The following is a 26,089-nucleotide window of genomic DNA, read 5'->3' on the forward strand; positions in this document are numbered from 1 at the left end:
TCCAATGTCGGTGGCGATGGTTGCGGGCGTCGTTGCGGTGCTGTGGGTGCTGATCCTGTCCGTGGCGGCGGTGCGGGTGGTGCGGGCGATCGCCGAGGCCGGCCCCAGCGTTAACGAGAAGGCGCTGAAGGTCCTGGTCGACCTGATGAAGGTGCTGGGCGGCAAGCGGAAGTAGCCCTGACGGAGGGCCCGTCCGGGCCGGCTCCCCACGCGAAGCGGGGAGCCGGCCCTGCCGTCGTCGCGGCATCGACGGCCACCGCCGCTCCAGCCCCGGCCGGTCTGCCGTCGCAGGCCTGGCGGCCCGACGCCACGGTAATTCGATGGCGCACACGAATCCGCGCAGCGGGGCTGGCATCGGCGAGCACATGGGATCCGGCATGACCGATCGGCACTCTGATGGTGATGGCGTCAGCCGGCTGACATGCCGGAACTGCGAACCGATGCGGACGGGGACGTTCTTTCCCCCCGCTGGAGCGCCGCCGATGCATCGGCCGGGCGCTGTCCGCTGTGGTGACGGAGGAACCGGCCGCTTTCAAGGAGCGGCTATCAGGCACAGTTCAACGAGCCACCGAGCGCCGAGCCACGGCCAACCAGGCACGAGTCGTTGGCACCCGCGCGAGGCGGCGAGTTCTGCAGGCAAACCGCGTCCCGCGCCGGCTACTTGGACTCAGGAGTCCGACGGTGCCTTGTAGAGCCGTACCGTGCCGGCGATTTTCCGTATGGTCTCGTCCGGCACCTCGCCGGACACGTTCTTGGCGCCGAAGAACGACCAGGAGACCAGATCCCCTGCACTGTTCTTGAAGGCGAAGGTCCATGCCTTGCCGTCCGTGGCACACTTCTTCGACTTGCTCACGCCGACGGACCACGCAGTGCCCAGACTGCCCTTGAGGCCGGAGTTCGTGGTGAACGCCTCGACGGCGCCCGTCTTCGCCTTGGTCTTGTCAGGCTGGGCGTACGCCCCGTACACCCAGGTCTCCGGGTCGGAACCGGCGATCTCCTGAATGCTTCGGTAACCGTTGTTGCCCCTCGTACCCACTTGGGCCAGTGGTGTGTCCTCCAGCGTGCCGTCCCGGTTCTCATCCGAGGAGCACCACTTCTTCTGGAGCATCGCGACATTGCGTATCGCGATGAGTGGTTTGTCGTCCGGGTCGCCGTCCTTGGAGACATATGTGACCCAGCCGGCCGACTGGATCGCCCATCGGGGCGGGACATCGAATGCGATTCCCTGGGTCGGATTCGTCACGACCTTCCAGCCCTTGATCGTGGCAGTCCGGGTGTCGAGTCCCCTGGGGTCGGCGGCACTCTGCGACGACGACGCGGAGTTGGTCGGCTTCGGGTCGGCCCCGTCGTGCTTGTGGCCGCCGAGCACGAGGAATCCGGTGACGCCCGCCGCCAGTACGACGGCCGCCGCGGCGATGACGGCGACGAGTCCGGCCCGGTTGCGGCCGCCACCCGGCGGCGGGAGCACGGGCCCGCCGCCTGGTTGCGTGGGCACCTGCCAGGGCTGAGGCTGCCCGTAGGAGTTCGGCTGGTACGGGCCGGGGCCAGGCTCCTGGTACGGGTTCGGGTGGGCAGGCTGCTGGTACGGGTTCGGCTGGAACGGGCGGGGACCAGGCTGCTGGTACGGGTTCGACTGGTGCCCGGCCGGGGGTTGTTGCGGGTTCCGTGCGCCCTGCGACGACTGCTCTCCTGGCCACATGCGCCGTACGATACGGCACGTCTTCAAGGAGCGAGCCCCGGGCTTGGCCACCAGGACCCGGCAGGCGGGCTGCTCCCCGGTACGCGCTCCTTCGGTCAGGAAAGGCCGCGGTCACCGGGACGAGGTGAGGCAGGTGTCCACGCCCGGGAGTTGGACGAGCGGCCGACGCGGATCACTGATCTCGTGATGGGACTGCGTCACGCTTCAGCCACTTGTCCGGCAGGCCGTCGAGACTGTCGGCCGCTACGTCCGGTGGCGGCGGTGTCGCCGTGCCCGGCGGCACACCCGAGCGACCGGGCGGTGAGTTGGAGCGCTAGGAGGCCCCGTCTCGTCTGCACCGATGAGCCGTCCGCGGTTCGATCCGGACGCGCTGCCGCGGGGGAGGGGTCAGCGTGTCAGTTCGGCGGCCAGAAGGTCCATCAGGAGACCGTCGTGCCAGGTGCCGTCCGGGCCGCGCTCGTACTGCCGCATGATGCCGACCGGCCGGAACCCGACCTTCTCGTAGCAGCGGATCGCCGCGGTGTTGTCGGCCGCCGGGTCGATGACGAGCCGGTGGTGGCCGTGATCGTCGATGAGGTGGCGGGCCAGTGTGCGTACGGCGTCGGTGCCCAGTCCGCTGCCGTGCACGGTGGGATCGAGAAAGAGATCGATACCGGCGTGCCGGTAGTCCGGCTCTTCTTCGGAATGCCACTGGATCATGCCGATGATCCGCTGCTGATGATGAACGGTCAGGCAGTTGCAGTCCGGGTCTTCGAGGTCGGCAGCGACGTCGGCCTCGAGATCGTCTCCGCCCCTCCACCGGGCACGCACCTCGGGGGTTGCCCGGATGACCGCCAGGGCGGGAACGTCCTCGGTGACGGCGGGACGGAGTACGACGAGGGCACCCTGCAGCACGGTCATGACCTGGGACATTACGCGACGGGAGTGCTGCCGCGCGCGACGAATTGTGCGGTGGTGATCAACAGCAGTCGTACGGCGGTGTCACGTCCGCGGCGCGGACAGCCCGGTCGACCAGCGCGGACGGGTGGGTGAGGAACGGGAAGCCTCCGATGCGCACCTCGGGGGCGGCGGCGAGGTCCAGTTCGTCCTTGAGCCGTTCCGAGGCCTTGTGCTCCGCGTAGAGCAGAGCCCAGCGATCGGCCAGGGTGACGAGGCAGGCGAGGGTGAGGGCCCAGGCGTGGAGTCTGACGATCGTGGGCAGGCCGGTGGCGCGGTTGCGCCGGCGGCTGCCGCGTCGATGGTTGGGCGGCGCCCACGGCTCCTCGGAGCCGTCCTCTTGCCGAGTTTCGGCGGTGTCCTCGGAAAGGAGGCCGTCCAGCGGATCGTCCGCCAGTGACGCCAGTTCGTCCGTCAGGCGCGCGGCTCGCGGCAGATCCTGGTCCAGCATCGACGGCTCCTCGGCGCCCGAACCAGGGCTTCGTCAATCCCGCGTACGGCACCGACCTTACGCCGATGAGGTCGGCCGCCCTCACAAGTTCCCTGACGGTGAACGGAGTTGGGTTGGTGTCTCCAAGTCCTCGCCTCGCACCGCGGCCCGATGTCCGGCAGGAGGTGTCCGGGGTCCGGGTTTGTGTCAGACGAAGAAGGCGTTCATGCCGGGGACGTCGGACAGGTAGGTCTCGATGTCGGCGATCTTGCTGTCCCGAAGGCGGCAGACGGTGGTCAGGTGCTCGTCCAGGGTCGCGTCCGGGCGCTGGGCGGTGTTGTGCAGGGACAGGGCCATGTTCTCGCGGCTGACCAGGACGTGCAGCAGTTCGAAGGACAGGCCGTAGGAAGCGATCTTCCGGGCGCGGTCGACCACGGCGTCCGCGCCGACGACGGTGCCGCTGATGGTGTTGTCGCCCGGCAGGGTCCAGGTGGCGTCGTCGTGGAGCATGGACCGGATGGCCGGCCAGTCGCCGGTGGTGAGTGCGGCGTGGAAGCGCCGGCCGAGGTCGCGGGCGGTGGTGGTCATGGCGGTCCCCTCAGGAGTGATGGTGATAGCCCAGCTAAAGCAGATTGATTTGCTTTAGCGAGACTAGCCCCCTTCTCCCGCTAAAGCAATCGGCTCTGCGTTAGTCTGGGTGGTGTGAAAGCCGAACCTCCCGCCAAGCGTCCCGGCGGCCGCAGCGCCCGCGTCCAGGCGGCGGTCCACCAGGCCCTCACCGAGCTGGCCGGCGAACGTGACGCGGCCCAGTTGACGATCCCCGCGGTGGCCGAGCGCGCCGGCGTCAACCCCACCACCATCTACCGGCGTTGGGGCACCCTGCAGGCCCTGCTCGCTGAGGTCGCGGCCCTGCGCGGCACGGACGGCCCGCCCTCCTCCAGCGGCGACCTCCGGACCGACCTGGAGGCCTACGCGATCCGGACACTGAACGATCTGACCCGGCCCGGCGGCATCGCGTTCTTCCGGGCAGAGGTCTCTCCCGACATCGACGAGCGCCGCAGCGGACTGCGGGAATGCCTGCAACGCGCCACCGCCGGCCTCGACACGGTCCTCGAAGCCTCCCGCGGCCGGGGCGAACGGCCGCCCCCGCCCGAACGGCTGCTCGACCGGATCGTCGCCCCGCTCTACTTCCGCGTCGTCTTCTCCATGCCCGACACCGACGAGACCTACGCCCGCGCCCTGGTGGCCGACCTGTTCAGCGCCCCCTCCGGACCGCAACAGTGATGTCCACTCGCCCGGCGTGCCTCCCCGGACGCCGGGAACGGGGGGAGTGCTCCGGTGACAGTGGCGGCGAGGGCGAGGAACTCTAGATTTTGGGCCCGGGGTTCCTGGGCTGCCCTCCCATCCGGTGATCGCTCCAGTCGATGCCGTCGTCGTACTCCTTGCCCGACGCGAGCCCGAAGAAGCCGAGAAGGGGAGCTGCGATGAGGATCGCTGCGCACAGACTGCCGATCGCCACGTAGGCCACGGCGGCGATCACGGCCCAGAACAGGATGTCGCACCCGATCCGCGCCCACAGCGGGAACGGGGCGCGCCACGCGTGGTAGCGGCGGTACACGCGCACGAGCTTGCCGGAGGCGCGCGTGGGTCGGCCGGCCCTCCTCTGGCCCGGCCTTGCCGTTCTCCGGCCTGGCCTTGTCGTGTGGCCGTTGCCGTGCGGACGTCCTTTTTTCTTGCCCATGGGGCCCTTTGTCCCTTCGAGTCTCCCTTGACCACAGCGGTTCTCTCCTCTGAAGCGTGCAGCGGTTACCCAAGCCCGGCGCACGCGAGCGAGAACGTGAAACTGCGCGGCCGACGGGCGGGGCGGTGGTGCGCACCGCTGCTGGACCGACTGCCCCACCGGGCCGAGGAACTCCGCCTCGAATCCGCTGCTCCTACGCTGATCACCTGCGTCAGCCAAGCCGCTTCTGCCGACAGGCGCCGCCGTTTTCAGGCTTTCTGCCACGAACGAGTGCGGTATCGGCTAACAGCCGACGTACCCGCCCCAGTCGTTCTCAGCCGCACTCTTCCCGGCCCGCCGTCAGCGTGCTCGTCAAGCCGTCGGGAGACATTCCCGGCCACTGGGCGACCTCCTCCAGGGGCATCCCGGCGTTCGCGGCCGCCGGGGCGGTCCGTTTCCAGGCGTTCTCGGTCAGGGAGGCGCTGGGGCGGAGGCTGCGCAGGAGCTGCCGGGCGGCGTCGGCGGTCGGCCCGGTCTGCACCCCGCGCAGCTGGAGCGGTTGCTCCTCGGCGCTCGCGATCGCCCAGGTGATCGGCGTCCGCCGTTGGGCGGGCGCCGCCGCCCGCCACATCGTCCCCGAGGCCGGTGTTTTTCCCTGCCGAGCACCCGCAGCTGTCCGGCCGTGGTCGCGCCGCTGAATCCGAACACTGGTCCCTACGCCGGGGCCGTAGTGGACGAGCTGCCGGGCAGGATCGTCCGCGTCCTGCGTCTCCATCAACCGGACCACATGGGTGGGGTTGTTCGCGCGCACTTGGCAGCCCGTGCCATCGAGGCAGACCACGGAGACATGTCCGTACTCCGCTCTAGCCGTGCACCCGGTTGCCGGGCTGCGGCGTGTCGGCCGCGAGCGGACCGGCGGCGGTGCTCCGGCCGGGAGGGATCTGCCGGGCGAAGGCCTGCATGGCCGCGTCGCTGTTCGCCGGCAGGACGGCCATCAGCCCGCGATCCTGGGCCTCCGCGAGCGACGGGGCGGCCTCGCTTCCCTCGGCGACGAAGGCCAGGCGGACCGTGCCGTCACCCGAGCCCCGGCGGTCCACCGGAGTTACGGCTCCGTGGCTGCCGTCCGGCAGGGTCACCCACAGCTGGAAGTCGTCGTACCGGACGAAGTCCGCGCCTTTCACCGGCCAGGGATAGTGGTGCTCCCCGGGCACCTTGGGGAGGATGCCCTGATGGTCCCCACGGCTCAGCGGCACGCATGAGTTGAACAGCGAATCGGTCCACGCCTCGACCCCGTCGGCGTCCTTGACCGGCGTGCGCAGCAGTTCCCCGGCCCGCTCGTAGCCCAGCTGTACCAGTGCCGGCAGGGTGAGCGGGAAGGCGGCGATCAACTCGGCGGCCTCTTGGCGGAGCCGGTCGACCTTCGCGGGGTTGGCACAGAACTGCATGCTCCACTCGATGCCGACCCGGGCGCGGAACATCAGCCAGTGCTCGGCCCCCTTGACCCACAGGCTGCCTCCGTGGTGCATCTCCCAATGCTCGGCACCGTCCGGTCCCGGCCCCGCGTCGACGGGCCGGGGACCGTAGGGCAGGTCGGCGTCATGCATCTGACGGAGAATCCTGTGTGCCGTTTCCTTGGCGGCACGGAAGTGCTCTGATTCGAACCGCTTCGGATGCTCGACGAGCCGGATCTGCCACGGATGGCTCTCCGATTCGATGCCACCGGGGTGGAGTTCGGGTTGTGCCATGGCTGGTCTCCTCGGACCGGCCCCACGGATCGCTCCCCGGCTCGCGGGGCGGTGTCCCCCTGGATGTCTCCTAGGTCGAGTCGTTCGACAGCAGTCGTCCGAGACCGCTTCGGGCCGCCGTGCGGCAACCGACCGCGCGGTGCCGCCCTTTGGTATTGCCGCACGGTGGTCGAGACGTCGCACATCGCGCGTCGATCAACCGGGAAGGCCGCCGCGGTGCGTGGAAAGCCGGCCCTGCTTCGTCGAAGGCACGAGAACACAGGCGGGGATCGGCGAACAGGCGCCACTGGCACGCGCGCGGCACCCACCATGTGCCGAGCCGAGCGACCTCCGAGAAGTGCCGGTGACACGGCGACCGGCGTCCACCGCGCACACGTATTCCGACTACTCGACCAGCGTACTGCGGCCTGTTCCAGGCGTCGAAGCGATCAAGAGCTTGGGACGGGCCTCAGCGGATCACCTGCGCGGCGGCCATACACCGAAGAGCCGCACCCGTTGAGGTGCGGCCCTTCGATCCGCCCCGCCTCATGTCAGACAGGGCTCTGCTTGCTCACGCCGGCGAGAACTTCTGGGCGGCGGAGCCGTTGCAGTCCCAGATCTGCAGGCGTGTGCCGTTCGCGGTGGCACCCGACGGCGAGTCGATGCACCGGCCGGTGGTCGGATTGGACATCGAGCCGTCGGCGTCGGCGACCCAGTTCTGATAGCCGCCGCCGTTGCAGTCGGCCAGCTGGAGCTTTGTGCCGGCCGCGTTCACACCGCCGGCGATGTCCAGGCACTTGCCCAGCGTGCGCAGGGTCTGGCCGTTCCAGGTCCACTTCTGGTCGAGCGAGGTGGCCTGCTGGCAGTCCCAGAGCTGGACGGCGGTGCCGTCGCCGCCGGTGTCGTCACCCGCCACGTCCACGCACTTGCCGCCCGGCCCGTAGATCGGGGTGCCGATGGCGAACTTCTGGGCGGCGGAGCCGTTGCAGTCCCAGATCTGCAGGCGTGTGCCGTTCGCGGTGGCACCCGACGGCGAGTCGATGCACCGGCCGCTGGTCGGGTTCCGCAGCGAGCCGTCGGGCTGGCGCACCCACGACTGGTAGCCGCCGCTGTTGCACGTGGCGAGCTGCAGCTTCGTACCGGCGGCGCTGTTGCCGCCGGCGATGTCCAGGCACTTGCCGAGGGTCTGCAGGGTCTGGCCGCTCCAGGTCCAGTGCTGGTCCTTGGCCGCCGACTGGCAGTCCCACAGCTGGACGGCGGTGCCGTCGCCGCCGGTGTCGTCACCCGCCACGTCCACGCACTTGCCGCCGGGCCCGGTGATCGTCTGGCCGCTCACCGAACCGCCGCCGCCACCGCCTCCGGAGCCGGGCGCCTTGTTGTAGACGGCCACCGAGTCGACGACCAGCTTGCCGCCGGAGACCGTGGACGCGTTCGGGCCCCCGCCGAAGGCGTCCGGGAAGCCACCGCCGATCGCCAGGTCGTAGATGATGAAGAAGGGGTGGTCGACCGCGTCGGACCAGGTCGTGGCGTCCACCTGGTTGGCGTTGACGGTGAAGAAGTTGTTCCCGTCGAGATAGAACCTGATCTGCTCCGGCGACACCGAGCGGTCGATCTCCGCCGCGTAGTCGTGGAAGCCGGTCTGGCAGCCCGAACAGGCGCGTTCGCCCGAGCCGATGCCGGTCGACTCGTTGCACGGCCCACCCGGGTTCACACCGCAGTGCAGGGTGCTGAAGACGGAGCCGCGGCCGTTGATGTCCTCCATGACGTCGACCTCGCCGGACTTCGGCCAGGTCACACCGTCGCGCAGCGGCGCGCCGAGCATCCAGAACGCAGGCCAGTAGCCCGCGCCGTTGGCGGTGTTGACGTTGGGCTGCTGGAGGACGGACTCGATGCGTACGACACCGCCCGCCGGGGCGCCGAAGCCCGCCGACTGGGTCTCCACGCGCCCCGAGGTCCATCCGCCGCGCGCGTCGGAACCCGAGTGCAGCGCCTGGAGCACCAGATGACCCTGACCGTCGTAGTAGACGTTCGAGGTGCTGTTGGTCATCGTCTCGATCTCACCGGTGCCGAAGTTGCTGCCCGGCCCGGTGTCGTACTTCCACAGGCTCTGATCGATGCCGGTGCCGGACGCACCGTTGAAGTCGTCGCTCCAGGTGAGCGTGAAGCCCGAAGGCGCCGGGGGCACCGCCGCCTGGGCGCTCGGTGCCGTGCTGACGGTGGCCGCCACCGTCAGGACGACGACGGGAATCAGTGAGAGCGCTCTCTTCCACGCGCGGCGCTCTCCTCTCGCAGAGAGTAATTGCATAGGTCTGGCCTTCCGAGGAAAAGACATGATCGCGTCTGTTCGCTGTGCCGCCTCTGGTGATCTCCGTCAACGGTGAGCAGTGCACGCGCTCTTGCGGATCTGGATGACGGCGAACGGGGCGGCGGCCGGCACCTGGGCTGCCGTCGACAGGCAGGCCCACAGGGGACGGCCGGGCTCTCGTCCCCCAACCGGCGGATGCCATCGTCAACTCTGGTGAAGCTTGGCGGTGTTGAGCCATGTGGAGTTCTGTGCGAGGCAGACGTTATTGGCCCAGACCAACACCGTCAAGGCTGCGCAACGGACTGAGAACGGCCTGGGTGCCGAAGTCCGCGGCTCGACAAGTGGAGGACGCTCGGCCTGTCGGACGAGCCGCCGCCCCGTGCGCACGACACACCCCGGCCGTCGGAACGTCCCCGCGCCGGCGGGGAGGAGGCGTACGGCACCGTGACCTCGCCCGGCTCGACCGGATCACCCCGCGTCGGCGCCGGTCCCTGGGAGTGACGTGAAAGCGTCACCGTGGGTTCGAATCCCCCCGCCTCCGCAGATCAGAGACTTGCTGGTCAGATGGGGTGTCCCTCGATGAGGGGCGCCCCTTCAGCATGGGGACCTGTCTCACCTCGGTTCGGCCCTGTCGCGTTGTGGATCACTGCGTGTGGACCAGGCGTGGACCAAGTACCGGCGGACGAGAGCCGGGAACCTGCTGGTCAGCGACCTAGCACGGTCCGAAGCGTGGACCATGCCCACGACAACGAGAAGGCGCCACCGCCCGGCGTCTGCGTCGCCAACGCCCAGGCCGGGAAAGAGCCGAGGGCCGTGACGAATGGAAGAAGCGTGGCTGAGGTCGGTGGGGGGTTGCTGGAGACACACGTGACGGGTGCTCGCTCGGCAGCACCCATCGTCGTGGCTGACTTTCGGTGGTACAGGACAGAACTGGGATTGGGACGACCGGACTGCAACAGTGACCCTCTCGAACTTCGCATAGGAGCATAGGAGTTGAAGCCGCACCGTTCGGGCATGCCCCGACAACCCCGGTACCATCGGCACCGGGGTCCTGACCATGGATTCCAAGACCGGACCACCCCGAATCGCTGTCCAGGCTGGACGGCCCACGGCCGCACAGCCCGTGCGAGCGGATTGAGGGGGCAGAGGCAGTCTCCATAGCGACGTGCCCGAACCTACGGATCAGGAGGTCGCCGCTCTGCGGGCGGAAACAGAGTCAGTGGACCCCGTGTGGACCACGAACCCCGCGCGAGGCTGGAGGCCAGTGCGCTGCACCCGCTCCGCCCCTGGTGGATGGGGCAGGAGGTGGGTTGCCCGAGCGGCCGAAGGGAACGGTCTTGAAATCCGTTGGGCACGCGTTCGACGCGGACCTACCATCGCGCGCATGACGACCCATCACGAGATACTCGAAGCCGCGCTGGCCCGGATCACCGCCGGTTACGTGTTCCCCGAAAAGACGGCTGCCATCGACGCGGCGATCCGGCGCCGGCTGGACGAAGGCGCATATCAGGACCTGGACGTGCGGGAGCTGTGCGAGCGCGTCACGGACGACCTCCAGAAGGTCTGTCCGGACAGGCATCTGCGGTTGTTGTGGACCGAGGAAGCACAGTCGATGGACGAGGAGCCGGAGGACGTCGCTCACGCTCGCTTCGCGCAGTACGCCAGGGAGAGCAACTACGGCATCCGGCGGGTGGAGCAGCTCGACGACAACATCGGCTACCTCGACCTCCGCATGATCGCCCCCGCCGATCTGGGTGGTCCCGCGACCGCAGCCGCCATGCAACTGCTCGCCCCCACCCAGGCGTTGGTCATCGATCTGCGGCAGTGCCGGGGCGGCTCACCGGAGGGCGTGCAGTTGTGGTGCAGCTACTTCTTCGCCGACGACGGGGTGCACCTGAACGACATCTACGAGCGGGCCACGGGCTTGACCCGCCAGTACTGGACCCTCGGGCACCTGGCCGCACCGCGCTACCTGGACCGCCCGGTCACCGTGCTGACCAGCGACCTGACCTTCTCCGGCGGAGAGGAGCTGGCCTACAACCTGAAGGTGCTGGGGCGCGCCACCCTGATCGGCCAGACCACCCGCGGTGGTGCCCACCCTACGGACCGCATTCCGGTCGCTCCGCACGTCACCGTGGCCGTTCCCGCCGCCCGCTCGATCAACCCGGTCACCGGCACCAACTGGGAAGGCACCGGTGTCGAGCCCGACGTGGCCGTCGCGGCCGGGGACGCGCTGAAGGCGGCGCTGGAGCACCTGCGGACGCGGACCGGCTGAGCAGCGTTCGACGCTTTGTAGACAAGCGGCAGGAAGGCTGGGGGCGGATAGGGCACGTAACAGGTGCCGTGATCATGGAGTTGCTGCGCTCTGTGATCACTGGAGAAAAATATGTCTGCGCTGCCTTCATGGCTGATCGGCCTTTTTGAGCGCAGGCCCCCTGCTTCAGCTGGGGGCTAGCTCATCCTCGCACCGGAGCCGCGCAGCGGCGGAGTTCACTGCGTTGTCAGTGGCGTGCACTAGGTTGATCACATCAGTCGAGGGAGGCTCATGCTGTCCGGTCGCAGATACCGGCTTGAACTGACGGCCGAACAGGCCGCTCAGTGCCAGGAGTTTGCGGATATCTGCCGGGCGGTGTGGAACACCGGCTTGGAACAGCGCCGCGAGTACGGCAGGCGCGGCAGCTGGATGAACTACGTGCCACAGGCAGCCGAGCTGGCCGAGGCTAAACGTGAGCACGCGTGGCTGAGGGCTGCGCCCTCGCATGTGCTGCAGCAGACTCTGAAGGATTTGGACCGGGCGTGTCGAGAACACGGCACGTTCAAGGTCCGGTGGCGGTCGAAGACCCGGTGGTCTCCCAGCTTCCGTTTCCCGGCCGGGAACCTCATCACGGTGGAACGGCTGGGCCGCAAGTGGGGCCGGGCCAAGCTGCCGAAGCTGGGATGGGTGCGCTTTCGCTGGTCGCGCCCACCAGGCGGTGAGATCCGCTCCGCGACCCTGTCGCGCAAGGCCGGACGGTGGTTTGTGTCGTTCCTCGTGGACGACCAAGCCACCACTCCCGTGCAGCACGCCATGCCGTCCACGGCGGTCGGCGTCGACCGGGGCGTGGCCACAGCTGCCGTCACCTCTGACGGCGATTTCTTCGACCGTCGGTTCATTACTGCCGGCGAGATCGTCCGGTACCGGCGTTTACAACAGCGCTTCGCCCGGTCCGAGCGCGGCAGTGCAAACCGGCGCAAGACGAGGACGGCCATGGGCCGGATCATGTCCCGGGTGTCCAACCGGCGTGGCGACTTCTGCGCACAGACCGCCGCCCGGCTCGTCGTAAAGAACGCCTTGGTGGTCCTCGAAGACCTGCGGATCAAGAACATGTCCGCCTCTGCGTCCGCCACCGTGGCCGAGCCCGGCCGCAACGTGCGGCAGAAGGCCGGGCTCAACCGGGCCATCCTGGACAAGGGGCGGCACCGCCTCGAACTCGCCCTTACCAACGCCGCCCGGTACACCGGCACACGGGTGGTGAAGATCAATCCCGCGTACACGTCGCAGCGCTGCCACGCCTGCGGGTTCGTCACCGAAGGAAACCGCGAGAGCCAAGCGGTCTTTCGGTGCAAGAATCCCGGATGCGGCAACACCGATCATGCCGACGTGAACGCGGCGAAGAACATTCTCGGGGCTGGACAAGCCCTGTCAGCCTGTGGAGACCCCGGTACCAGCCGGTCTGTGAAGCAGGAACCCGTAGGCTGGGCGACCAGCTGAACCCCCTCATAAGGGAATCCTCGTCCTTCAGGGCGAGGAGGATGTCAAGAGGCACCGGATGCTGACGACCCGGCTGAACCGGCTGTCCTTCCAGTCGCTGAACGTGTTGTCGAACATGGCTATGCCCGTGGCGCTCTCCGGCCGCAGGTACGGGTTCTGACCGAAGACGACAACCTTCCACTTGTGCGGCGGGTTCGGTTGAGTGCCTGGAACGTCAGCTCGCGAACCGGGACCACCTCGTGGCTGCGGCCCTTCCCGATGGACCGTGCGGCGTCCGGCTGCGCCTCGATGACCGGCTTCAGTAGCGGGAACCAGGCCTCGCCGCCGCCGTCGAAGAGCTCGGGCAGGACGAGGGGGTCGTTCGCATCGGGCTGGGGCTGCGGCGGCTGGCCCGGAGCCGGGACGCCGGTGGCCTATGCCTTCCGCTCGCGCTCGCGGAACCTCGCGGGCTTCAGTCGAGAGGTGGAGGGGCTGTACGACGGGGCATGACCGGGCTCCCGACCCCACCGTCGGGATGGTTTTGCCGTCAACAACCCTTTTGTGGACGTTACTTGGCAGGTCCTTTGCTGTGAATTCCCGGCAGCCGGGTGACAACGGGACTCATGTTGACTGCACACTGACAACCACGGGCGCACGTCTCCCCCCACTGGTGGCCGCCAGTTACGTCTGCACCGCGAGTCCCGCGAGAAGAAGCAGCATGTCTGGCACGATCCGCCTCACCGCAGCCACAGCCGTAGCCGCCGCCGTCCTGTCCGCGCTGGCGACCTCCCCCGCGGCCGCCGTCGCCGCGCCGGCGCTGCGCATGACCCCGGTCAGCGGCCACATCGGCAGCCACCAATTGGTCGGTGGCATCAGGAACAGCACCAGCTCCAACTGGGCCGGCTACGCCGCGACCGGCACGACGTTCACCAGTGTCTCCGCGAACTGGGTGCAGCCGGCGGTCAGCTGCACCAGATCGACCACGTACTCGTCGTTCTGGATAGGCATCGACGGCGACGGCAGCAACTCCGTGGAGCAGACGGGCACCGAAGCGGACTGCTCAAGCGGCCGGGCGGTCTACTCGTCCTGGTACGAGATGTACCCGGCGTACCCCGTCAACTACAGCAACCCGGTCAGCGCCGGTGACCACTTCACCTCCACGATCACCCGCAGCGGAACCAAGTACACGCTCACCCTCACGGACACCACCAAGGGGTGGACGAAGACCACGACCAAGTCGCAGAGCGGCCTGTCCAACGCGTCCGCCGAGGTCATAGCCGAGGCGCCGTCCAGCTCTTCCGGCGTGCTCCCGCTGTCGAACTTCGGCACCGCGAGCTTCACCAACGCCACCGCCAACGGCCAGGCGATCGGCAACTACTCGCCCGACAAGATCAACATGGCGTCGGGCAGCACCACCAAGGCCACCACCTCCTCCCTGAGCGGCGGGGAGAACTTCTCGGTCACCTACAACCACAGCTGAGCCACAGCTCGCTTCGGCGGGGCGGCCCCGGGCGCCACGGCGTCCCGGGGCCGCCCCATATCCCGCTCGCGGGGCCCGATTTCGGCCCCCGGACCACCCGGAGCACGGCACCGCCGCGCTGGCAGGGCGACGCAACGCGCAGGCCCGGGCCGTGCCCACGCCGCGACCGCTTCGTCAGCCGGCCGACCCGCTCGCCGGTCGGCACACAGTTCGCCTCGGGCATCGCGGGTACGGAGCGGCTCTCGGCCGGAAGCGTGCTCCGGCATCAACTCCGGTCACTGCAAGGTCGTTGACCGACTCACGCACGGCTCGGCAGCGGCCATGCCGAAGGGTAACCGAACAGGTGCCACAGCCGCCGGGCCGTTGACGGCGCCGCGGGGCGCGGCGGCAGGGGGCGGTGATCTCTTTGCGGCTCACCCGGCGGCGGGTGACCCAGCCTGTCCGGGCCAGGTTCGCCCGGCCCGGCGCCGCCCGGCCCACAGGTCCCCATGTCGGCTTGCCGCCGGGCAGGCCCCGTTCCCCGGTCCGGCCCATGAGGACGAGGAAGAGGCTCTCCGCGGCGGCCCACCCTCGTGCGCGCCGGATGCTTTGGTTCGGCCGTGCTGGAGGTCGGCGAGCACGGGGTCCGCACCGCCCGCCGGCGGGACCTCGAACTCGTCGACCACTGGCGCCGCTTCCTCGAACGGCCCGGGGCCTTTCTGCGGCACCTGGTCTGAGCGGATGTCGGAGGTCCCTGCGAAGATCACGGCCATGGAGCTCTCCACCGCCCTCGCCGGGCTCGACGCCCACCCCTGGGCCACCGTCAGCCACGCCTACGGCCCCGCCGAGGACCTGCCCGGGTTGTTGCGCACCTTCGCCGAGGGCGGTGCGGACGCCGAGGAGGCACTGGACGAGCTGTACGGCTCGATCGTGCACCAGGGCACCGTGTACGCGGCCAGCGTCGACGCCACCCCGTACCTCGCCCGAATCGCCGCCTCCGGCCGGCAGACCGTCGACGCGCTCCGACTGCTCGGCTGTCTCGCGGAGAGCGAGGACGAATACGGCGTCGAGCCGGGCGCCGTCCGGGCCGCCGTAGCCGCCCAACTGCCGCTGCTCATCACGCTGCTGGCCGACGAGGACGCCGCCGTCCGGCAGGCGGCCGGCTGGACGGTCGGCCACACTCGGGACACCTGCACCGCGCTGCCGGCCGTCCGTGCCCGCTTGGCCGCCGAGACCGAGTCCACCGTCCGGGCCGAACTCCTCACCGCGTACGGCCGGTTGGACCGCGTGGGCGCCGTCGCCGAGGCCCGTGCCCTGCTCGGCCCGGACACGCCCGCGCCGCTGCGCCTGGCCGCCGTGTTCGCCGCGTTGGACGCCGAGGAGCCGTGGCTCGCTGCGCACCGCGACGCGGTCCTCGGCCTGTTGCCCGCGCGCGAGACGGCCAGGTCCGGCTACGCGGACGAGCACCGGGAGCCGCTGCGCTCTATCGTCGGGATCCTGCTGGGGCGGGACACCGACGCCGACCGCGAGAGTGCCCTCGTGCTGCTCGACGCCGCGCTGCGTGACGAGCGCCCCGAGGTGCGGGCCGAGGCCCTGTGGGCGGCCGACCGCGCCTGCACCCTGTCCCGCAGCGCCCCGCAGCGGCTGATCCCCGCGATCGCCCCGCTCGCCGCCGACTGGGCGGCCGCCCAGCTGCTGGGCAAGATCGGCCCGGCGGCCGCCGAGGCCGCGCCCGTCCTCGCCGAACTCGCCGCGCAGCCGGACGACGAGGCGGCCGACCGGGCCCTCGCCGCCCTCGTCCTGGTGGCGCCGCAGGCCGCCGCCCCGCTGCTGGCCCGGGCCCTCGGCCGGCGCCCGCGCGCCATGCAGTGCGCCGCCGGGTCCCACGCGCCGGCCGATGCGCCCTTCCCGTTCGATCCGGAACTGTTCGCCGCGGTCCGCGCTCGCCTGGCCGCCAAGGCGCTGGAGCGTCCCGAGGGGTGCAAGGACTGCGGTTGCTCGACGACCGAGGACCACAACGACACCGCCCAGCTGGTCCACCTGCTGCGGCAATGGGGCCCACAGGCCGTCGAGGCGCTGCCCGAACTGTGCGCCGTCCTGCCCCGGTTCCAGTACGCTGCCACCGCAATCACCGCCGTCGCCGCCGACATCGGGCCGGAGCAGCGCGAGCAGACCGCCACCGCCCTGCGGGCCGACGCCCGGAAGCTGTTCGTGGCGCAGGCCCTGTACGAGCTGACCGGTGAGACCGGGCCGCTGCTCGCCGCCGCCGAGGCGGCGCTCGCCACCGGTGCGCGCGGCGTCATCGAGGGCGCCCGCGCCTTGGCCGGCCTCGGCCCGGCGGCCGCCCGCCTCACCCCGGCCCTGCGGACGGCGCTCGGCCGCACCATCGACCGCGACACCACGCCGGAGGTGGACACCGACCTCGCCCTGGCGCTCGCCCTGTGGCGGATCGCCGGTGAGGCGGCCGAGGTCGTCCCGGTGCTGGCCTCGGTGTTCGACAGAAGCGAGGGCCGGCAGTGGTTCCACTGGACGGCCGCCCGCGCCGCCCGCGAGATCGCCGTGCTCGGCCCGGCCGGGCGCCCGCTGACGGCCCGGCTCCAAGCTCTCCTCGACGACCCGGCCCAAGCACCCTCGGCCGTCCTCGGGCTGCTCGCCGTCGCCGATCCTGCCGACCTCGACCGCGCCCGGCTCGCCGAGGCGGCGCTGCACTCGGCCGAGACCCGCGCCGACCTCAAGGGCGCCTGCCAGGCCCTGCGGGCGCTCGGCGCCGCCGCCCTGACGCCGGAGCAGCACGACCGGCTGGCCGCGCTCGCCACCGGGGACCGCCGCCTGGTCGTCTCCGGGTCCGACCACGCGATGATCCGCGAGGACGAACGGCTGCGTGCCGCGCTGGCGTCTGTCCTCGACCGGGCACCCCATGAGGGCGCCTGATCAGGTGCTGCTGCTCAGGCCGTGGCCCGCGGCGACGATCTCGGTTGCGGTGGCGGCAGGTCCGCCGTGAACACCCACGACACCCGGCCTCACCGGACCCGTTGGGCCCGGTGAGGCTGAGCGCCGTCTGTTGCGGTGGTGACAACGACGAAGGCCGGGGCAGACCTGGGGTGGGGTCTTGCCGTGCACGGTTGGTGCTGTGGTTCAGCCGGAGTGCGGGGTGTTGTCGTCGAGGGGCGGGCCGAGGCGGTGGACGGTGGTGATGGTGGCCGTGTTGGTTCGGTCGCCGTTCTTGTCGATGCCGAAGTGTCCGCTGGCTCCGGCTACGGCGTTGTTGCGCAGGGTGTAGAGCTCGTTTTTGACGGCGTAGCGGTTGGGCAGGCCGGCTGCGGTGTCTGCGCCGTTCGCGGCGGCGTTGTGCAGGGCTGTTGCGGTGGTGAGGACGGCGTCGTGGGCGACGAGGGGCCAGTAGCTGTCGGTGAGGCGGCTTGCGGGGAACTGCCGGCCGTGGTGGGGGGAGGTGAAGTCTTTGACGAAGGTGTCGTAGAGGCCGTGGTCGGTGTTGTCGGTGCTGTGGAGCTGGGTGGGGCTGGGGAAGGAGGCGTACAGGACGGTGATGGGCGCGTCGGCCTGGTGCAGGGCCGGTGTCTTGGGGTCGAGGGCGGCCGCGTCGGATCCGGTGATGACGGTGATGTGCTGGGTGTGGCAGGAGCGGTTGGTCAGTGCGTCGAGGAAGTCGGGCAGGTACTTGAGCCGGGCGGCGAAGTAGACGGTGTCGACGGTCTTGCCGGCGCTGCACAGGTTCTGGCTGATGGAGGGCAGGACGGAGGCCGGTCCGCCGCGCGGGTCGAAGGAGAAGTCGGCGGCGTCGTCGAGGTATTTCTTCAGTCCTTGGATGGTGCGGAAGTCGTGGGTGAGTGATTCGGTGTAGAGGTCCGTGGTGCCGCCGGGGGTCTTGTCTGTGCTGACCAGGGCGGCGGTGTGTTCTCCGGTGAGCTGTTTGCCGATGGCGGTGAGCTGGTCCGCGTTGGTCAGGGCGACCCCGGCCAGTCCGTTGATGGGCCCTTTGCCGTCGACGGTGCCGGTGGCGTCGAATCCGTCGGCGGTGATGAGGTCGCTGACCATGGGCAGATCGGCCTTGCTCAGCGCCCGGGCGGCGTCGACCGATTCCTGCTGGCTGAGCCCGAGCCCGGCCACCGCCACCAGGTGGTCCTTCTGCTTCATGTCGATGAGCCGGTCGACGGCCTGGGACCAGTACTTCTCGCTGCTGCTCATGCTGGCCACGACGAGCCGGATCTTGGGCCTGCTGTCCTTCGCGTTCTCCTCCTCGACCGCCGTGTAGGCGCCTTCCAGTTCGGCGACGTCCTGGCCGAGGGTGAGGCTGTTGGCGCTCGTGGAGGTCAGCGGAGTCAAGAACGCGATCGTGACGTAGTCGCGGCCCGCCACCACGTGGGTGTTCTCCGCGCCGATGGCGGTCATGACCGGCTCGAGGTCGCCGCCGAAGACGCCGGAGTCCTGCCTGCCGTCGGTGATGCCGGTGCACTCCGGGCCGGTCGTGACCAGGCCGGGGTCGAGGCTGTCGCAGTGCTGCTTCTTGAACCGCTCGAGCTGCCGCACCTGCTGCATCTTCTTCTCGTGCGCGTGGTGGTCGTGCAACCGCCATGCGCCCACCCCGGCGGCGAGAGCGATCACGGTGCAGGCGCCCAGGCCCGCACGCAGCCCCCAGCGGCCGCCCGGAAGCGGCCTGAGGCGCATGCGAAGCCGGCTCGTCGTCCCGGCCCGGTCTTCTGGCGCCGGCGCGTTGTCCTGCGGCGCGTGGCCTGTCTGCTCGCGGTTCAGATGTTCCCACCGCGTGAGCCACGGTTCGAGCTCTGCCTCGCTCAGGCCACAGGCCCGCAGATACTTGACGGTGAACTCCCGGGTGGGCAGCGCGTCCATCCTGAGCACCGTCGACACCGTGGCCGTCGCCAGCTTCCTGGTGCCGTCGTCGCTGGCCTTCTCCAGGTCGCGGAGGTTGAGGTCGCGGCTCTTGCGTAACTGGGTCAGCGCCTCGCGGAACTCCTTCGCATGGCGCACCCGTGACGGGTCCGGCCACAGGCCCTGTCCGTCCTGAGAGGCTTGGTCTTCGGGCGGCTGTGTCATCACGCACCCCCGGCAGAGCCGGCGGGACGCTGTCCGCTCAGCCAGGAATCGGTGTGCGCGGCCGCGGCGCCGGCCGCCACCACCAGCCCGATGGCGTCGCCGGCGGAGTGCCCGCTGCTCACGAGCACGACCACCACCAGCAGGATCAGGATGTAGACGGTGATGCGGTGAGCGGGTGCGAGCTGGGCCCCGCACAGGGCCTGGCTCGATGAAGTGACCTGCGGGTGGCGCAGGCGTGTGGAACGTCGTGACATGGTCCTCCCCTTCCTGGGCTCGGCAAAGGCGCCGAGGAATACCCGCAGACGGTTACCGGCCGTGCTGCGGGCACCACCCAGTTGTAATGCCGACGCGGAAGGCGTGGTAACCCCGGGAGCCTGACTGGAAACAGCCCGAACATCCGGCGTCATTCACCGGACCGTTGCTTTCGTTTTCGCTCGGTTCGTAACCCATCTCCGCGACCTGCTCCACAGGAAGTCGAACCGTTCGGGCGGGAACCAGGGGCCTTCATGATGCGGGAACTGCGGCAGCAACCGGTGGATGGTAGACCGGAAACCTGCGCTGACCTGCATCTTCGTTGTTCCGAACCCTTCCGAACTCGAAAAGATCTTGCATGACGGTCGGGGCGATGGTGAGCTGGACAAGTGGAATCTCCGCCACCGAACCGCCGTCCTCCCCTTCCTGGGTCCCGGCAGTGCCACCGGCGGAGGAAGAGGGGGCTCCTGATTACCGGCTGGAGCCCCCTCACCGCTGTCTCGACAGGCAAAGAGCACATAGCCGTTCCGGCCCGCACCGAATTCCGTGCGTCGAAGCCGGCACGCAATTCAGCTCAGCCGGAACGAGATTCGGTGCGTCCCCTACGCCCAGCGCATGCCGATGGCGGAGAGCCGCTCGATCCGCTCCGGTGTGCGCCGACTCGCGCCCTGCTCGAACTTCGATGGCGCGCGCTCAGGACGGCGCGCGCTTCGTTCGCCGTGCCCGTGTCCGAGGCGCCGCTCACCGTGCCGTGTCGCCGAAGAGCGGTACCTGTCCGATGTCCTCACCGAGCCCTTCCCCCTCACCATCGACCCGGCCCGCCTGCTGAAGCAGCCGCGCGACCTGGCCGCGCAGCGCGTCGAGCGCCTGCTGGCGGCCGGCCGAGCGGCAGCGCCCGCTCTTCGCCGCCGCCCGGCAGTCCCCGGTGTCGGGTTTTGTCAGCCACCCCTGTGACGGCCTGGCGCACGAGTGGACGAGTACCTTCCCTGACACACCGAGCATCTGTGCAGTATCAGCAGTCGTCCACGGAGTCTGGTAGCTGCGCTGGGCCGGACTCAGTGCCGTACGCGGTACGTACGGGCAGGCCCTGGTACGAGCGGTACGCGTTCTCCGCGAAGACGGCTACGACCTCATCGGTCTGTATGCGGGGGGCTCCACGGCACCACTGCAGGTTGAGGGTGCCACGCGACATGTCCAGTGCGTGAGCCATCTCATGATACAGCTGAGCGCACGGATCGCTCGGGGTGCCGTCGCTCAGCGGCCGGGTGTTCGTGCTGTTCCACGCGATGGTGCTGTTGGTGCCCGTCCCGTTCTGCGCGTCGTCCCAGCTGTCGGGCCTCGTGAGTGTGTCGCCGTTGCTGAGGGCGATCGACGCCTTGTGCGGGGAGAACTCGAGGTACCGGACAATATTGGCGGGGTCGCCGCTGTCGTCCTCGGCTCGGTACTTGTTCATGCACCTGTTGAAAGCCGTGGCCGCCGTGGGGCTCACGCTGATCACGGCCTGGGCCTGTGGGGCGGTACCCAGCATCAGGGCGGCGACGGAGAGGGCCGTCAGCAGTGCGAAGCGCGCTGATGAGGGGGGTCTGCGCCGGGAACGGAATGCCGAAGCAACGACTACAGCACCATGACGCTCGAGGGCACTTCCCATGACTTCGCCCTCCTTCGGCATCCGAGTCCGGTACGACGACTGTCAAGATCCTGCCTTGGGGCATTGCTGTGCTGGGCGCTGTCCTCAGGGGCTGATCGCACCGCAGTCGCCCCTCCGCGCGGATCAGGCGCCGACGACCGCGAGGACCGTCATGACGTAAGGGATGGCGTCCTTCGCCGTCTTGACTGTGCCGTCGACGTCGAGACTGGCTCGCGCCGAGCAGTTCGCCGTGTAGCCCGAGGCCTCGTTCCACACCCGGGGGAGAGTTCGCAGTTGTCCGTCCCGCTGCCAGTTGAAGTCGCGGGACCTGCCGAAGATTCCGCCCATGCTTCCACCGACATCGAAGATGTAGGTCTCGCCCGTTTCGAAGCGGACAACGCAAGCCTCACTGTAGTTGTATCCGACGCCGCCTGAGTTGTGTACGTGTCCGGTCCAGTTGAATGTCCCGTCGGAGTGCAGGGTCAGGGCTGACCAGCCGCCGACCGGGACGCCGCCGTTGAATCTGATGTCGCGGCTGACGGTGAAATTGTCGGTGTATTGGGGGAGGGTGACCGACCCTGCCAGGTTGGTCGGCTTCATCGACAGGCCTGGATCGGCCGCGGCCGCCGTGGTCGGCAGGCCGATGCTCCCTGCCAACAGCACTGAGGCAAAGGCGGTTCCGCCATAACGCTTGAGAGTGCTCATCATGGCTACGCACTTCCTGACTGCCATTGTTGAACGAGCTTGCGTCGCCTGGAAGGGCGGCTGTCCGGCCTGGCGGAAACGACCGCACTGGATTGGCATCGTGCCCCTCGGGGCTGTTCCCGGTGCCACCCGCACTGGGCCGCGTCTCCATGCCGCAGTCCTGTGCTGTCAGGATTCGGGGCGGCGTTGCTGTGTGTGCGGGGGACCCCATCCATGCGAACGCATGCAGCTCCCGGGGCTTATCACCCATATCCAGGTAACCTCGAACGATTTTGTTTCGCAACCCCCGCCCCACAAAAGAAGTTGAACTCTCGATAGTAGACGCATCCATTGTTGAGGCGACGTGAAGGTCCGCTCGGGCGGGTGCAGCGGCAGTACTCCGGAAGTGCGGGGTCCTGTATTTGAATTACTGCTCGGTGTACGGGTGTTGATGTTCGATCAGTTGCTTCCTCAACTGGCTGGGCGGTGCCGTCGGGTCCACCTGGCCGGCGAGGCCGCCGCGCTTGGTCACGGCGCTGTCGGGGCGGCCTTTGCAGGCTGGGCGGATCCGGGCTCGAGGAGTCGGCCGTAGGCCGGTGACGGTCACGGACCCCGGTCTGCTGCCCGCGCCTGAAGCTCTGATCGAGCCGCACATGCACGCCCTGGAATACGGCCTGCGCGATGCCGGCCCTGTCCGGTGCGATCCGCGCCTCGTCCACGCAGGGGACGCTCCTGCGTGCGTCCGCCCACGGCTACGCGCTCCAACGCCACGCCGTGCACGGCCAGTTCCTGGCCGCACTGCCGTCCGGGGCGCACGACGTCGCGGCGATGATCGCGGACGCTTGACGGTCTTGCGGATGGCCGAGTCGGGTGGCGTCGTACGGTGAGGCCTGACCGGACTTCCACCCGCAGGATTTGATGATTCCACAACGAAAGCGGACGATAAAACCATAGCGACCTCGGAACTGTGGAGGTATGACTATGTTCAGGCGATCCATTGCCTCGGCGATGGCGGTTGCCGCCGGGATCGGCGGCGGGCTGATCGCACCATCGGCCGCCAACGCTCAGGACTACGGGCCCAACACCTGCAGACAGGGATATGTCTGGCGGGTCGCGCGTGCCAGCGATCTCGTGTGCGTCACACCGCAGACGCGTACGGACACCGCCAACGACAAGGCTCTTGCCCCCGGCCGGACCCTCCCGAACGGCTACTGCGAGCAGGGCTATGTCTGGCGTGAGGCATGGGGCTCCGACGACCTCACCTGCGTGACCCCGCAGAGCCGCGCGCAGGCGCGCTACGACAACAGTCAGGCCGATGACCGGCGGTTGGCGGTGCGGCTGTGGATCACTTCACACAACGGCACCCTCAAGGTCAGCGGCGACCACTTCAACATAGACAGCCCGGTCCGCATCGTGTTCTCCGGCGCGGTCAGCAAGTCCTCGACGGTCACGGCCGCCAGGCACTCCGGATTCGCAGGCGGGAGCTTCGGTTCCGTCCCCGGCTTCCCTGGACGGTGCGCTCCCGGAAACCCGAACTCCCAGGTTCACGCAGTCGATCTGACGTCGGGTCGAAGCACGGCCAGCGTTCCGTTCGTCTACTGCGTCAGGATCGACTGAAGCCCGCTCGGGCCGGGTACTCGCCGCCCCTTGGGTGACCTTCTGTTCGAATTTTTGAGCAAGCTGGGACCGGACGGAGGAGGAGAAGGGCGAGGCAGATGAGCGATGAGCGGCCACTGACGTGTCTGGAGGCGCTGCGCTTCGCCCCGCCGCATCGTCGAGGAGCACAACGGTGCGAACAGCGGCGCCAGCAGGGTGCAGCGGGCCGGCCACCCGCGCCGGACTGGCTGCTCGAACTCGGCCTCGACCGCGATACGGCCGCCGTGTACGAGCACGCCGGCGGCTGCTGCGATGCAGGCGGCCGCAACAAGGGCGCAGACCGGGCGACTGTGCTGCGGGCGCTCGCCGATGGCGTTGCCGCCTGTCCGCACTGCCGGCCGGAACCGGCAGGTTGATCGCGGCTGCCTGGGCGAGGCGACGGTCAGGATGTGGCCCGTCTGCGGCCTGGACCGGCTGATCCCCACCTATGCCGCGGTGGCCGAGGCACTCCAGGCAGATTCTGGGGCAGACAGCAGCTCGGCCAGGCCGCTCGCGAATCACGGAGTGGGAAAGGAGCACCTCATGACCACCACCCTCGAACGGAAGAACAGATTGGTCGTCTGGGCGGTGAGCGCAGCCGTTGCGGCACCGGCGATTCTGCTTTTCGGCGGTGCGGGACTGGCCCGGGCGGATGACGGCGGAATGCTCGCCGCAGCCAACGCTGAACGAGCGAAAAACGGGTGTCCCGCCTGGGTGTTGAATCCCGGGCTGCAAGCTGCGGCACAGTCGCACGCCGACGACATCATGCAAAATGGCACGAAGGACGGGCATACCGGTTCGGATGGCTCCACCCCGGGGTCCCGCGCCGCCGCCAACGGCTGGACCGGCGCCTCGATAGGTGAGATCCAAGCTGGAGGCGTGGGCTCCGCCTCGCCACAGACCGCGATCGGACTATGGCTTCAAGATGCCCACCGCAATGCCTTCACGGATTGCACAACCACGGACGCTGGCGCCGTCTACACCACCGATGGCACCAAATGGACGGCTGTCATCACCGCCGGTGCTCGCTGAACGTGGACGATCCGCCTCAGGATGGCTGAGCCCTTCGCCCGAGCGGGCCCCGAGTCCGGCATGAGACATCAACGGGCCGAGACAGGCCGGCAGGTCACATAACCCCATCGAGGCCGGTGCCCGCCGGCAGCTGGGCGAGTGCGGCCGCCCGGATCTGCGTGAAGGCGTCCGTCATGTCCGCGCCATCGCGCGGATCACGGAGCACGGATCGCTGATGTGTACAGGTCGGCCGCCTGGCCGCCCAGCGTCACGCTGTAGGACACGTCGTCGGTGTCGCCGCCCTCGTCGTAGCCGCCGAGGACGCCCACGACCTGGCCCTCATTGTCGATCCAGGGGCTGCCGCTGGTGCCGTGTGTGAAGTCGGGGCAGTTGATGCGCTGTTGGGTGCTGCTGTGTGAGGTCGGCTTGTTGGTGCAGCTGATGGGCGTCTCGCGGGAGTCGGGGTAGCCGATGACGGTCACGGCGGTGGTGCCGGTGGCCGTGCCGGTCGTGAACCGGTTGGCTCCGACGACGTCCTCGATGGGCTTGCCGTCCTGGTCACCGACGGTGGCGAAGGCCAGGTCGCTGTCATCGTCCTGGTCCTTGATCCATCCGTCGGGCAGATAGCGGTGCCCCAGCTTCCACACCCCGAAAGGCGCGTGCCCGTCCCGGTAGCCCGGCACGAACACCAGGTCGGTGCTGGTGTCGCTCACGCAGTGTGCGGCGGTGACGATGAGGTCGCCCTGGGGGCTGTGCACGACCGAGGCCGTGCACAGGTGCCCGCCGGACAGATCGTCGGCCCGGTCCGCGCCGAACAGCGCGCCGACCCGTACCGTCTGCCGATCGGCGACGACGGCGCCGGTGGTGCCCGGGGCCTGAGTAGGAGGGCCCGTCTGCTCCGCGATCGCCGGCACGCACGCGCGCTGCGTTGTCGGGCGCTTCACCGCCTCGCGACCGCATGCACCAAACGCCCCGGGTCCTGCCCTGCGCGCGGATGGGACCTCCGGCACAGGCCCTGAGAACCTGGACCTGACCTGGGCGGCCGCCACGGACGAGGTCAGGGTGAGCATCACCACGGCGCTGAGCAACGCGGGACGCAAGGTGACCATGATGCGTGAGATGCGCTCCATCACCGATGACTCTGTCTTACGAAAGTGAGAGACGCGCTGCGACTGACCGAGATTTTCCCGTGAACCCCCTACGGCCGTCGATCCTTGCGATGTCGCCCCACGGACGCGGCAAACCCTGCCATGCCCCCGATACGCCCGGGCCGCCGGGCCGGTGAACGCCTCTGCCGCTCAGGGCCGGTTCAGCGGGCCGCCGCCTGCCAGGCCTGGAGCACGCATCCGTGCGCTGCGTGCAGGGCCCCGTACCGTGCTGCGCCGTCCGTGACGAGGGCGGCGTCGGCCGCCTCGGCCGCGCGCGCGAGCGGACGGGCGACGTGTTCAGGGGTGGTCGGCGCCGTCGCGAACTTCCACAACCGCGCCACGACCACGTCCAGCGCCGAACCGGTGCTCACGCCGGCAGGTCCCCTCGGGCCCGCGAGGGCGGGGATCCAGCCGCTGTCGGCATCGAGCGCCTTGCGGAGTCCTTCCACCAGTTCGTCGCCGGTCGGGCGTTTCTCGTCGTTCATCTGGGGCTCACTCTCCAGGAGTTCAGAGGGAAGGGGGCGGCGGCCGACGTCCGGCCGGGAGCAGGGGGCCGGTCGAGCGCGACGGGGGAGCGCGGTGTCCGGCCCCTGCCCGGCACGTGCCGGGTCGTCTCGGGCTTGCGCCTGTCGGCCGCGGAGCGATGCGGGAGCGTC

25 protein-coding genes and 2 tRNA genes are annotated in these 26,089 nt (G+C 69.4%); 12 read left to right on the plus strand and 15 right to left on the minus strand.

The annotated features are described in order from the left end of the window. Positions 1-10 precede the first annotated feature (10 nt). Positions 11-175, plus strand: coding sequence for a hypothetical protein (locus ACZ7FF_RS31600; RefSeq protein ID WP_470816460.1), 165 nt, complete (start codon positions 11-13; stop codon positions 173-175). Between the two features lie 492 nt (positions 176-667). On the opposite strand, the gene ACZ7FF_RS31605 is transcribed toward ACZ7FF_RS31600, so the two are convergent. The 4 genes from ACZ7FF_RS31605 to ACZ7FF_RS31620 form a co-directional block, all read right to left on the minus strand. Further along, a complete protein-coding gene (locus tag ACZ7FF_RS31605; protein ID WP_470816462.1) occupies positions 668-1,699 on the minus strand; it encodes a DUF8017 domain-containing protein in 1,032 nt (343 codons plus the stop codon). A 387-nt stretch (positions 1,700-2,086) separates the two neighbouring features. Next, on the minus strand, positions 2,087-2,599 hold the full coding sequence (locus ACZ7FF_RS31610) for a GNAT family N-acetyltransferase (protein ID WP_470816463.1): 513 nt from the start codon (positions 2,597-2,599) through the stop codon (positions 2,087-2,089). A 58-nt stretch (positions 2,600-2,657) separates the two neighbouring features. Further along, a complete protein-coding gene (locus ACZ7FF_RS31615) occupies positions 2,658-3,086 on the minus strand; it encodes an LmeA family phospholipid-binding protein (RefSeq protein WP_470816464.1) in 429 nt (142 codons plus the stop codon). A gap of 186 nt (positions 3,087-3,272) precedes the next feature. Beyond that, on the minus strand, positions 3,273-3,653 hold the full coding sequence (locus ACZ7FF_RS31620; RefSeq protein ID WP_470816466.1) for a nuclear transport factor 2 family protein: 381 nt from the start codon (positions 3,651-3,653) through the stop codon (positions 3,273-3,275). A gap of 114 nt (positions 3,654-3,767) precedes the next feature. Here ACZ7FF_RS31620 and ACZ7FF_RS31625 point away from each other — a divergent pair, with 114 nt between their 5' ends. Then, positions 3,768-4,349 (plus strand): TetR/AcrR family transcriptional regulator, encoded by a 582-nt coding sequence (locus ACZ7FF_RS31625; protein WP_470816467.1) that lies wholly within the window; start codon positions 3,768-3,770, stop codon positions 4,347-4,349. An 82-nt stretch (positions 4,350-4,431) separates the two neighbouring features. Here the strand turns inward: ACZ7FF_RS31625 and ACZ7FF_RS31630 are convergent, their stop codons facing one another. From ACZ7FF_RS31630 to ACZ7FF_RS31645, 4 genes are all read right to left on the minus strand, one after another. Continuing rightward, positions 4,432-4,683, minus strand: a complete 252-nt coding sequence (locus tag ACZ7FF_RS31630) for a hypothetical protein (RefSeq protein WP_470816468.1) — start codon at positions 4,681-4,683, stop codon at positions 4,432-4,434. A gap of 436 nt (positions 4,684-5,119) precedes the next feature. After that, positions 5,120-5,626, minus strand: a complete 507-nt coding sequence (locus tag ACZ7FF_RS31635) for a phospholipase effector Tle1 domain-containing protein (protein ID WP_470816470.1) — start codon at positions 5,624-5,626, stop codon at positions 5,120-5,122. Positions 5,627-5,648: 22 nt separating this feature from the next. After that, entirely contained in the window at positions 5,649-6,713 is a 1,065-nt protein-coding gene (locus ACZ7FF_RS31640; RefSeq protein WP_470816472.1) for a DUF6424 family protein, read from the minus strand. Between the two features lie 367 nt (positions 6,714-7,080). Next, entirely contained in the window at positions 7,081-8,736 is a 1,656-nt protein-coding gene (locus ACZ7FF_RS31645; RefSeq protein ID WP_470816474.1) for a ricin-type beta-trefoil lectin domain protein, read from the minus strand. Positions 8,737-9,242: 506 nt separating this feature from the next. On the opposite strand from ACZ7FF_RS31645, the gene ACZ7FF_RS31650 reads away from it, so the two are divergent. The 6 genes from ACZ7FF_RS31650 to ACZ7FF_RS31675 all read left to right on the plus strand — a co-directional run bounded on the left by ACZ7FF_RS31650 (position 9,243) and on the right by ACZ7FF_RS31675 (position 16,934). Continuing rightward, a tRNA-OTHER gene (locus tag ACZ7FF_RS31650) sits at positions 9,243-9,355 on the plus strand. A 763-nt stretch (positions 9,356-10,118) separates the two neighbouring features. Next, positions 10,119-10,190 (plus strand) — tRNA-Ser (locus ACZ7FF_RS31655). 8 nt (positions 10,191-10,198) lie between these two features. Then, the gene (locus tag ACZ7FF_RS31660; protein ID WP_470816476.1) at positions 10,199-11,089 is read left to right on the plus strand and encodes a S41 family peptidase; all 891 of its coding nucleotides are present in this window, start codon (positions 10,199-10,201) and stop codon (positions 11,087-11,089) included. A gap of 270 nt (positions 11,090-11,359) precedes the next feature. Further along, positions 11,360-12,565: an RNA-guided endonuclease InsQ/TnpB family protein gene (locus tag ACZ7FF_RS31665; RefSeq protein WP_470816478.1), complete on the plus strand. Its 1,206-nt coding sequence runs from the start codon at positions 11,360-11,362 to the stop codon at positions 12,563-12,565. Positions 12,566-13,262: 697 nt separating this feature from the next. Next, positions 13,263-14,024 carry a G1 family glutamic endopeptidase gene (locus ACZ7FF_RS31670; protein ID WP_470816480.1) on the plus strand — a complete coding sequence of 254 codons (762 nt, stop codon included), beginning with the start codon at positions 13,263-13,265 and terminating at the stop codon, positions 14,022-14,024. Between the two features lie 750 nt (positions 14,025-14,774). Further along, positions 14,775-16,934, plus strand: coding sequence for a hypothetical protein (locus ACZ7FF_RS31675; RefSeq protein WP_470816482.1), 2,160 nt, complete (start codon positions 14,775-14,777; stop codon positions 16,932-16,934). A 204-nt stretch (positions 16,935-17,138) separates the two neighbouring features. Here ACZ7FF_RS31675 and ACZ7FF_RS31680 read toward each other — a convergent pair whose 3' ends face one another. The 5 genes from ACZ7FF_RS31680 to ACZ7FF_RS31700 all read right to left on the minus strand — a co-directional run bounded on the left by ACZ7FF_RS31680 (position 17,139) and on the right by ACZ7FF_RS31700 (position 21,663). Further along, the gene (locus tag ACZ7FF_RS31680; RefSeq protein WP_470816484.1) at positions 17,139-19,010 is read right to left on the minus strand and encodes an ABC transporter substrate-binding protein; all 1,872 of its coding nucleotides are present in this window, start codon (positions 19,008-19,010) and stop codon (positions 17,139-17,141) included. 65 nt (positions 19,011-19,075) lie between these two features. Next, positions 19,076-19,330 carry a hypothetical protein gene (locus tag ACZ7FF_RS31685; protein WP_470816486.1) on the minus strand — a complete coding sequence of 85 codons (255 nt, stop codon included), beginning with the start codon at positions 19,328-19,330 and terminating at the stop codon, positions 19,076-19,078. 739 nt (positions 19,331-20,069) lie between these two features. Then, on the minus strand, positions 20,070-20,330 hold the full coding sequence (locus ACZ7FF_RS31690; protein ID WP_470816487.1) for a hypothetical protein: 261 nt from the start codon (positions 20,328-20,330) through the stop codon (positions 20,070-20,072). A 10-nt stretch (positions 20,331-20,340) separates the two neighbouring features. Further along, entirely contained in the window at positions 20,341-20,781 is a 441-nt protein-coding gene (locus ACZ7FF_RS31695) for a M91 family zinc metallopeptidase (RefSeq protein ID WP_470816489.1), read from the minus strand. A 318-nt stretch (positions 20,782-21,099) separates the two neighbouring features. Continuing rightward, entirely contained in the window at positions 21,100-21,663 is a 564-nt protein-coding gene (locus ACZ7FF_RS31700) for a hypothetical protein (RefSeq protein ID WP_470816490.1), read from the minus strand. 657 nt (positions 21,664-22,320) lie between these two features. Between ACZ7FF_RS31700 and ACZ7FF_RS31705 the strand changes: the two genes are divergently transcribed. From ACZ7FF_RS31705 to ACZ7FF_RS31720, 4 genes are all read left to right on the plus strand, one after another. Then, complete coding sequence (locus ACZ7FF_RS31705; protein WP_470816491.1) at positions 22,321-22,485, plus strand: hypothetical protein; 165 nt, start codon at positions 22,321-22,323, stop codon at positions 22,483-22,485. 135 nt (positions 22,486-22,620) lie between these two features. Beyond that, the gene (locus tag ACZ7FF_RS31710) at positions 22,621-23,256 is read left to right on the plus strand and encodes a hypothetical protein (RefSeq protein WP_470816492.1); all 636 of its coding nucleotides are present in this window, start codon (positions 22,621-22,623) and stop codon (positions 23,254-23,256) included. Positions 23,257-23,354: 98 nt separating this feature from the next. Then, a complete protein-coding gene (locus ACZ7FF_RS31715; RefSeq protein ID WP_470816493.1) occupies positions 23,355-23,651 on the plus strand; it encodes a DUF6233 domain-containing protein in 297 nt (98 codons plus the stop codon). 166 nt (positions 23,652-23,817) lie between these two features. After that, positions 23,818-24,306, plus strand: a complete 489-nt coding sequence (locus tag ACZ7FF_RS31720; RefSeq protein ID WP_470816495.1) for a CAP domain-containing protein — start codon at positions 23,818-23,820, stop codon at positions 24,304-24,306. A 194-nt stretch (positions 24,307-24,500) separates the two neighbouring features. Here ACZ7FF_RS31720 and ACZ7FF_RS31725 read toward each other — a convergent pair whose 3' ends face one another. Then, on the minus strand, positions 24,501-25,415 hold the full coding sequence (locus ACZ7FF_RS31725; RefSeq protein WP_470816497.1) for a trypsin-like serine peptidase: 915 nt from the start codon (positions 25,413-25,415) through the stop codon (positions 24,501-24,503). 179 nt (positions 25,416-25,594) lie between these two features. Further along, entirely contained in the window at positions 25,595-25,918 is a 324-nt protein-coding gene (locus ACZ7FF_RS31730; RefSeq protein ID WP_470816498.1) for a hypothetical protein, read from the minus strand. Between the last annotated feature and the right edge of the window lie 171 nt (positions 25,919-26,089).

The sequence above is a fragment of the Streptomyces sp. NPDC037126 genome (assembly GCF_055605965.1).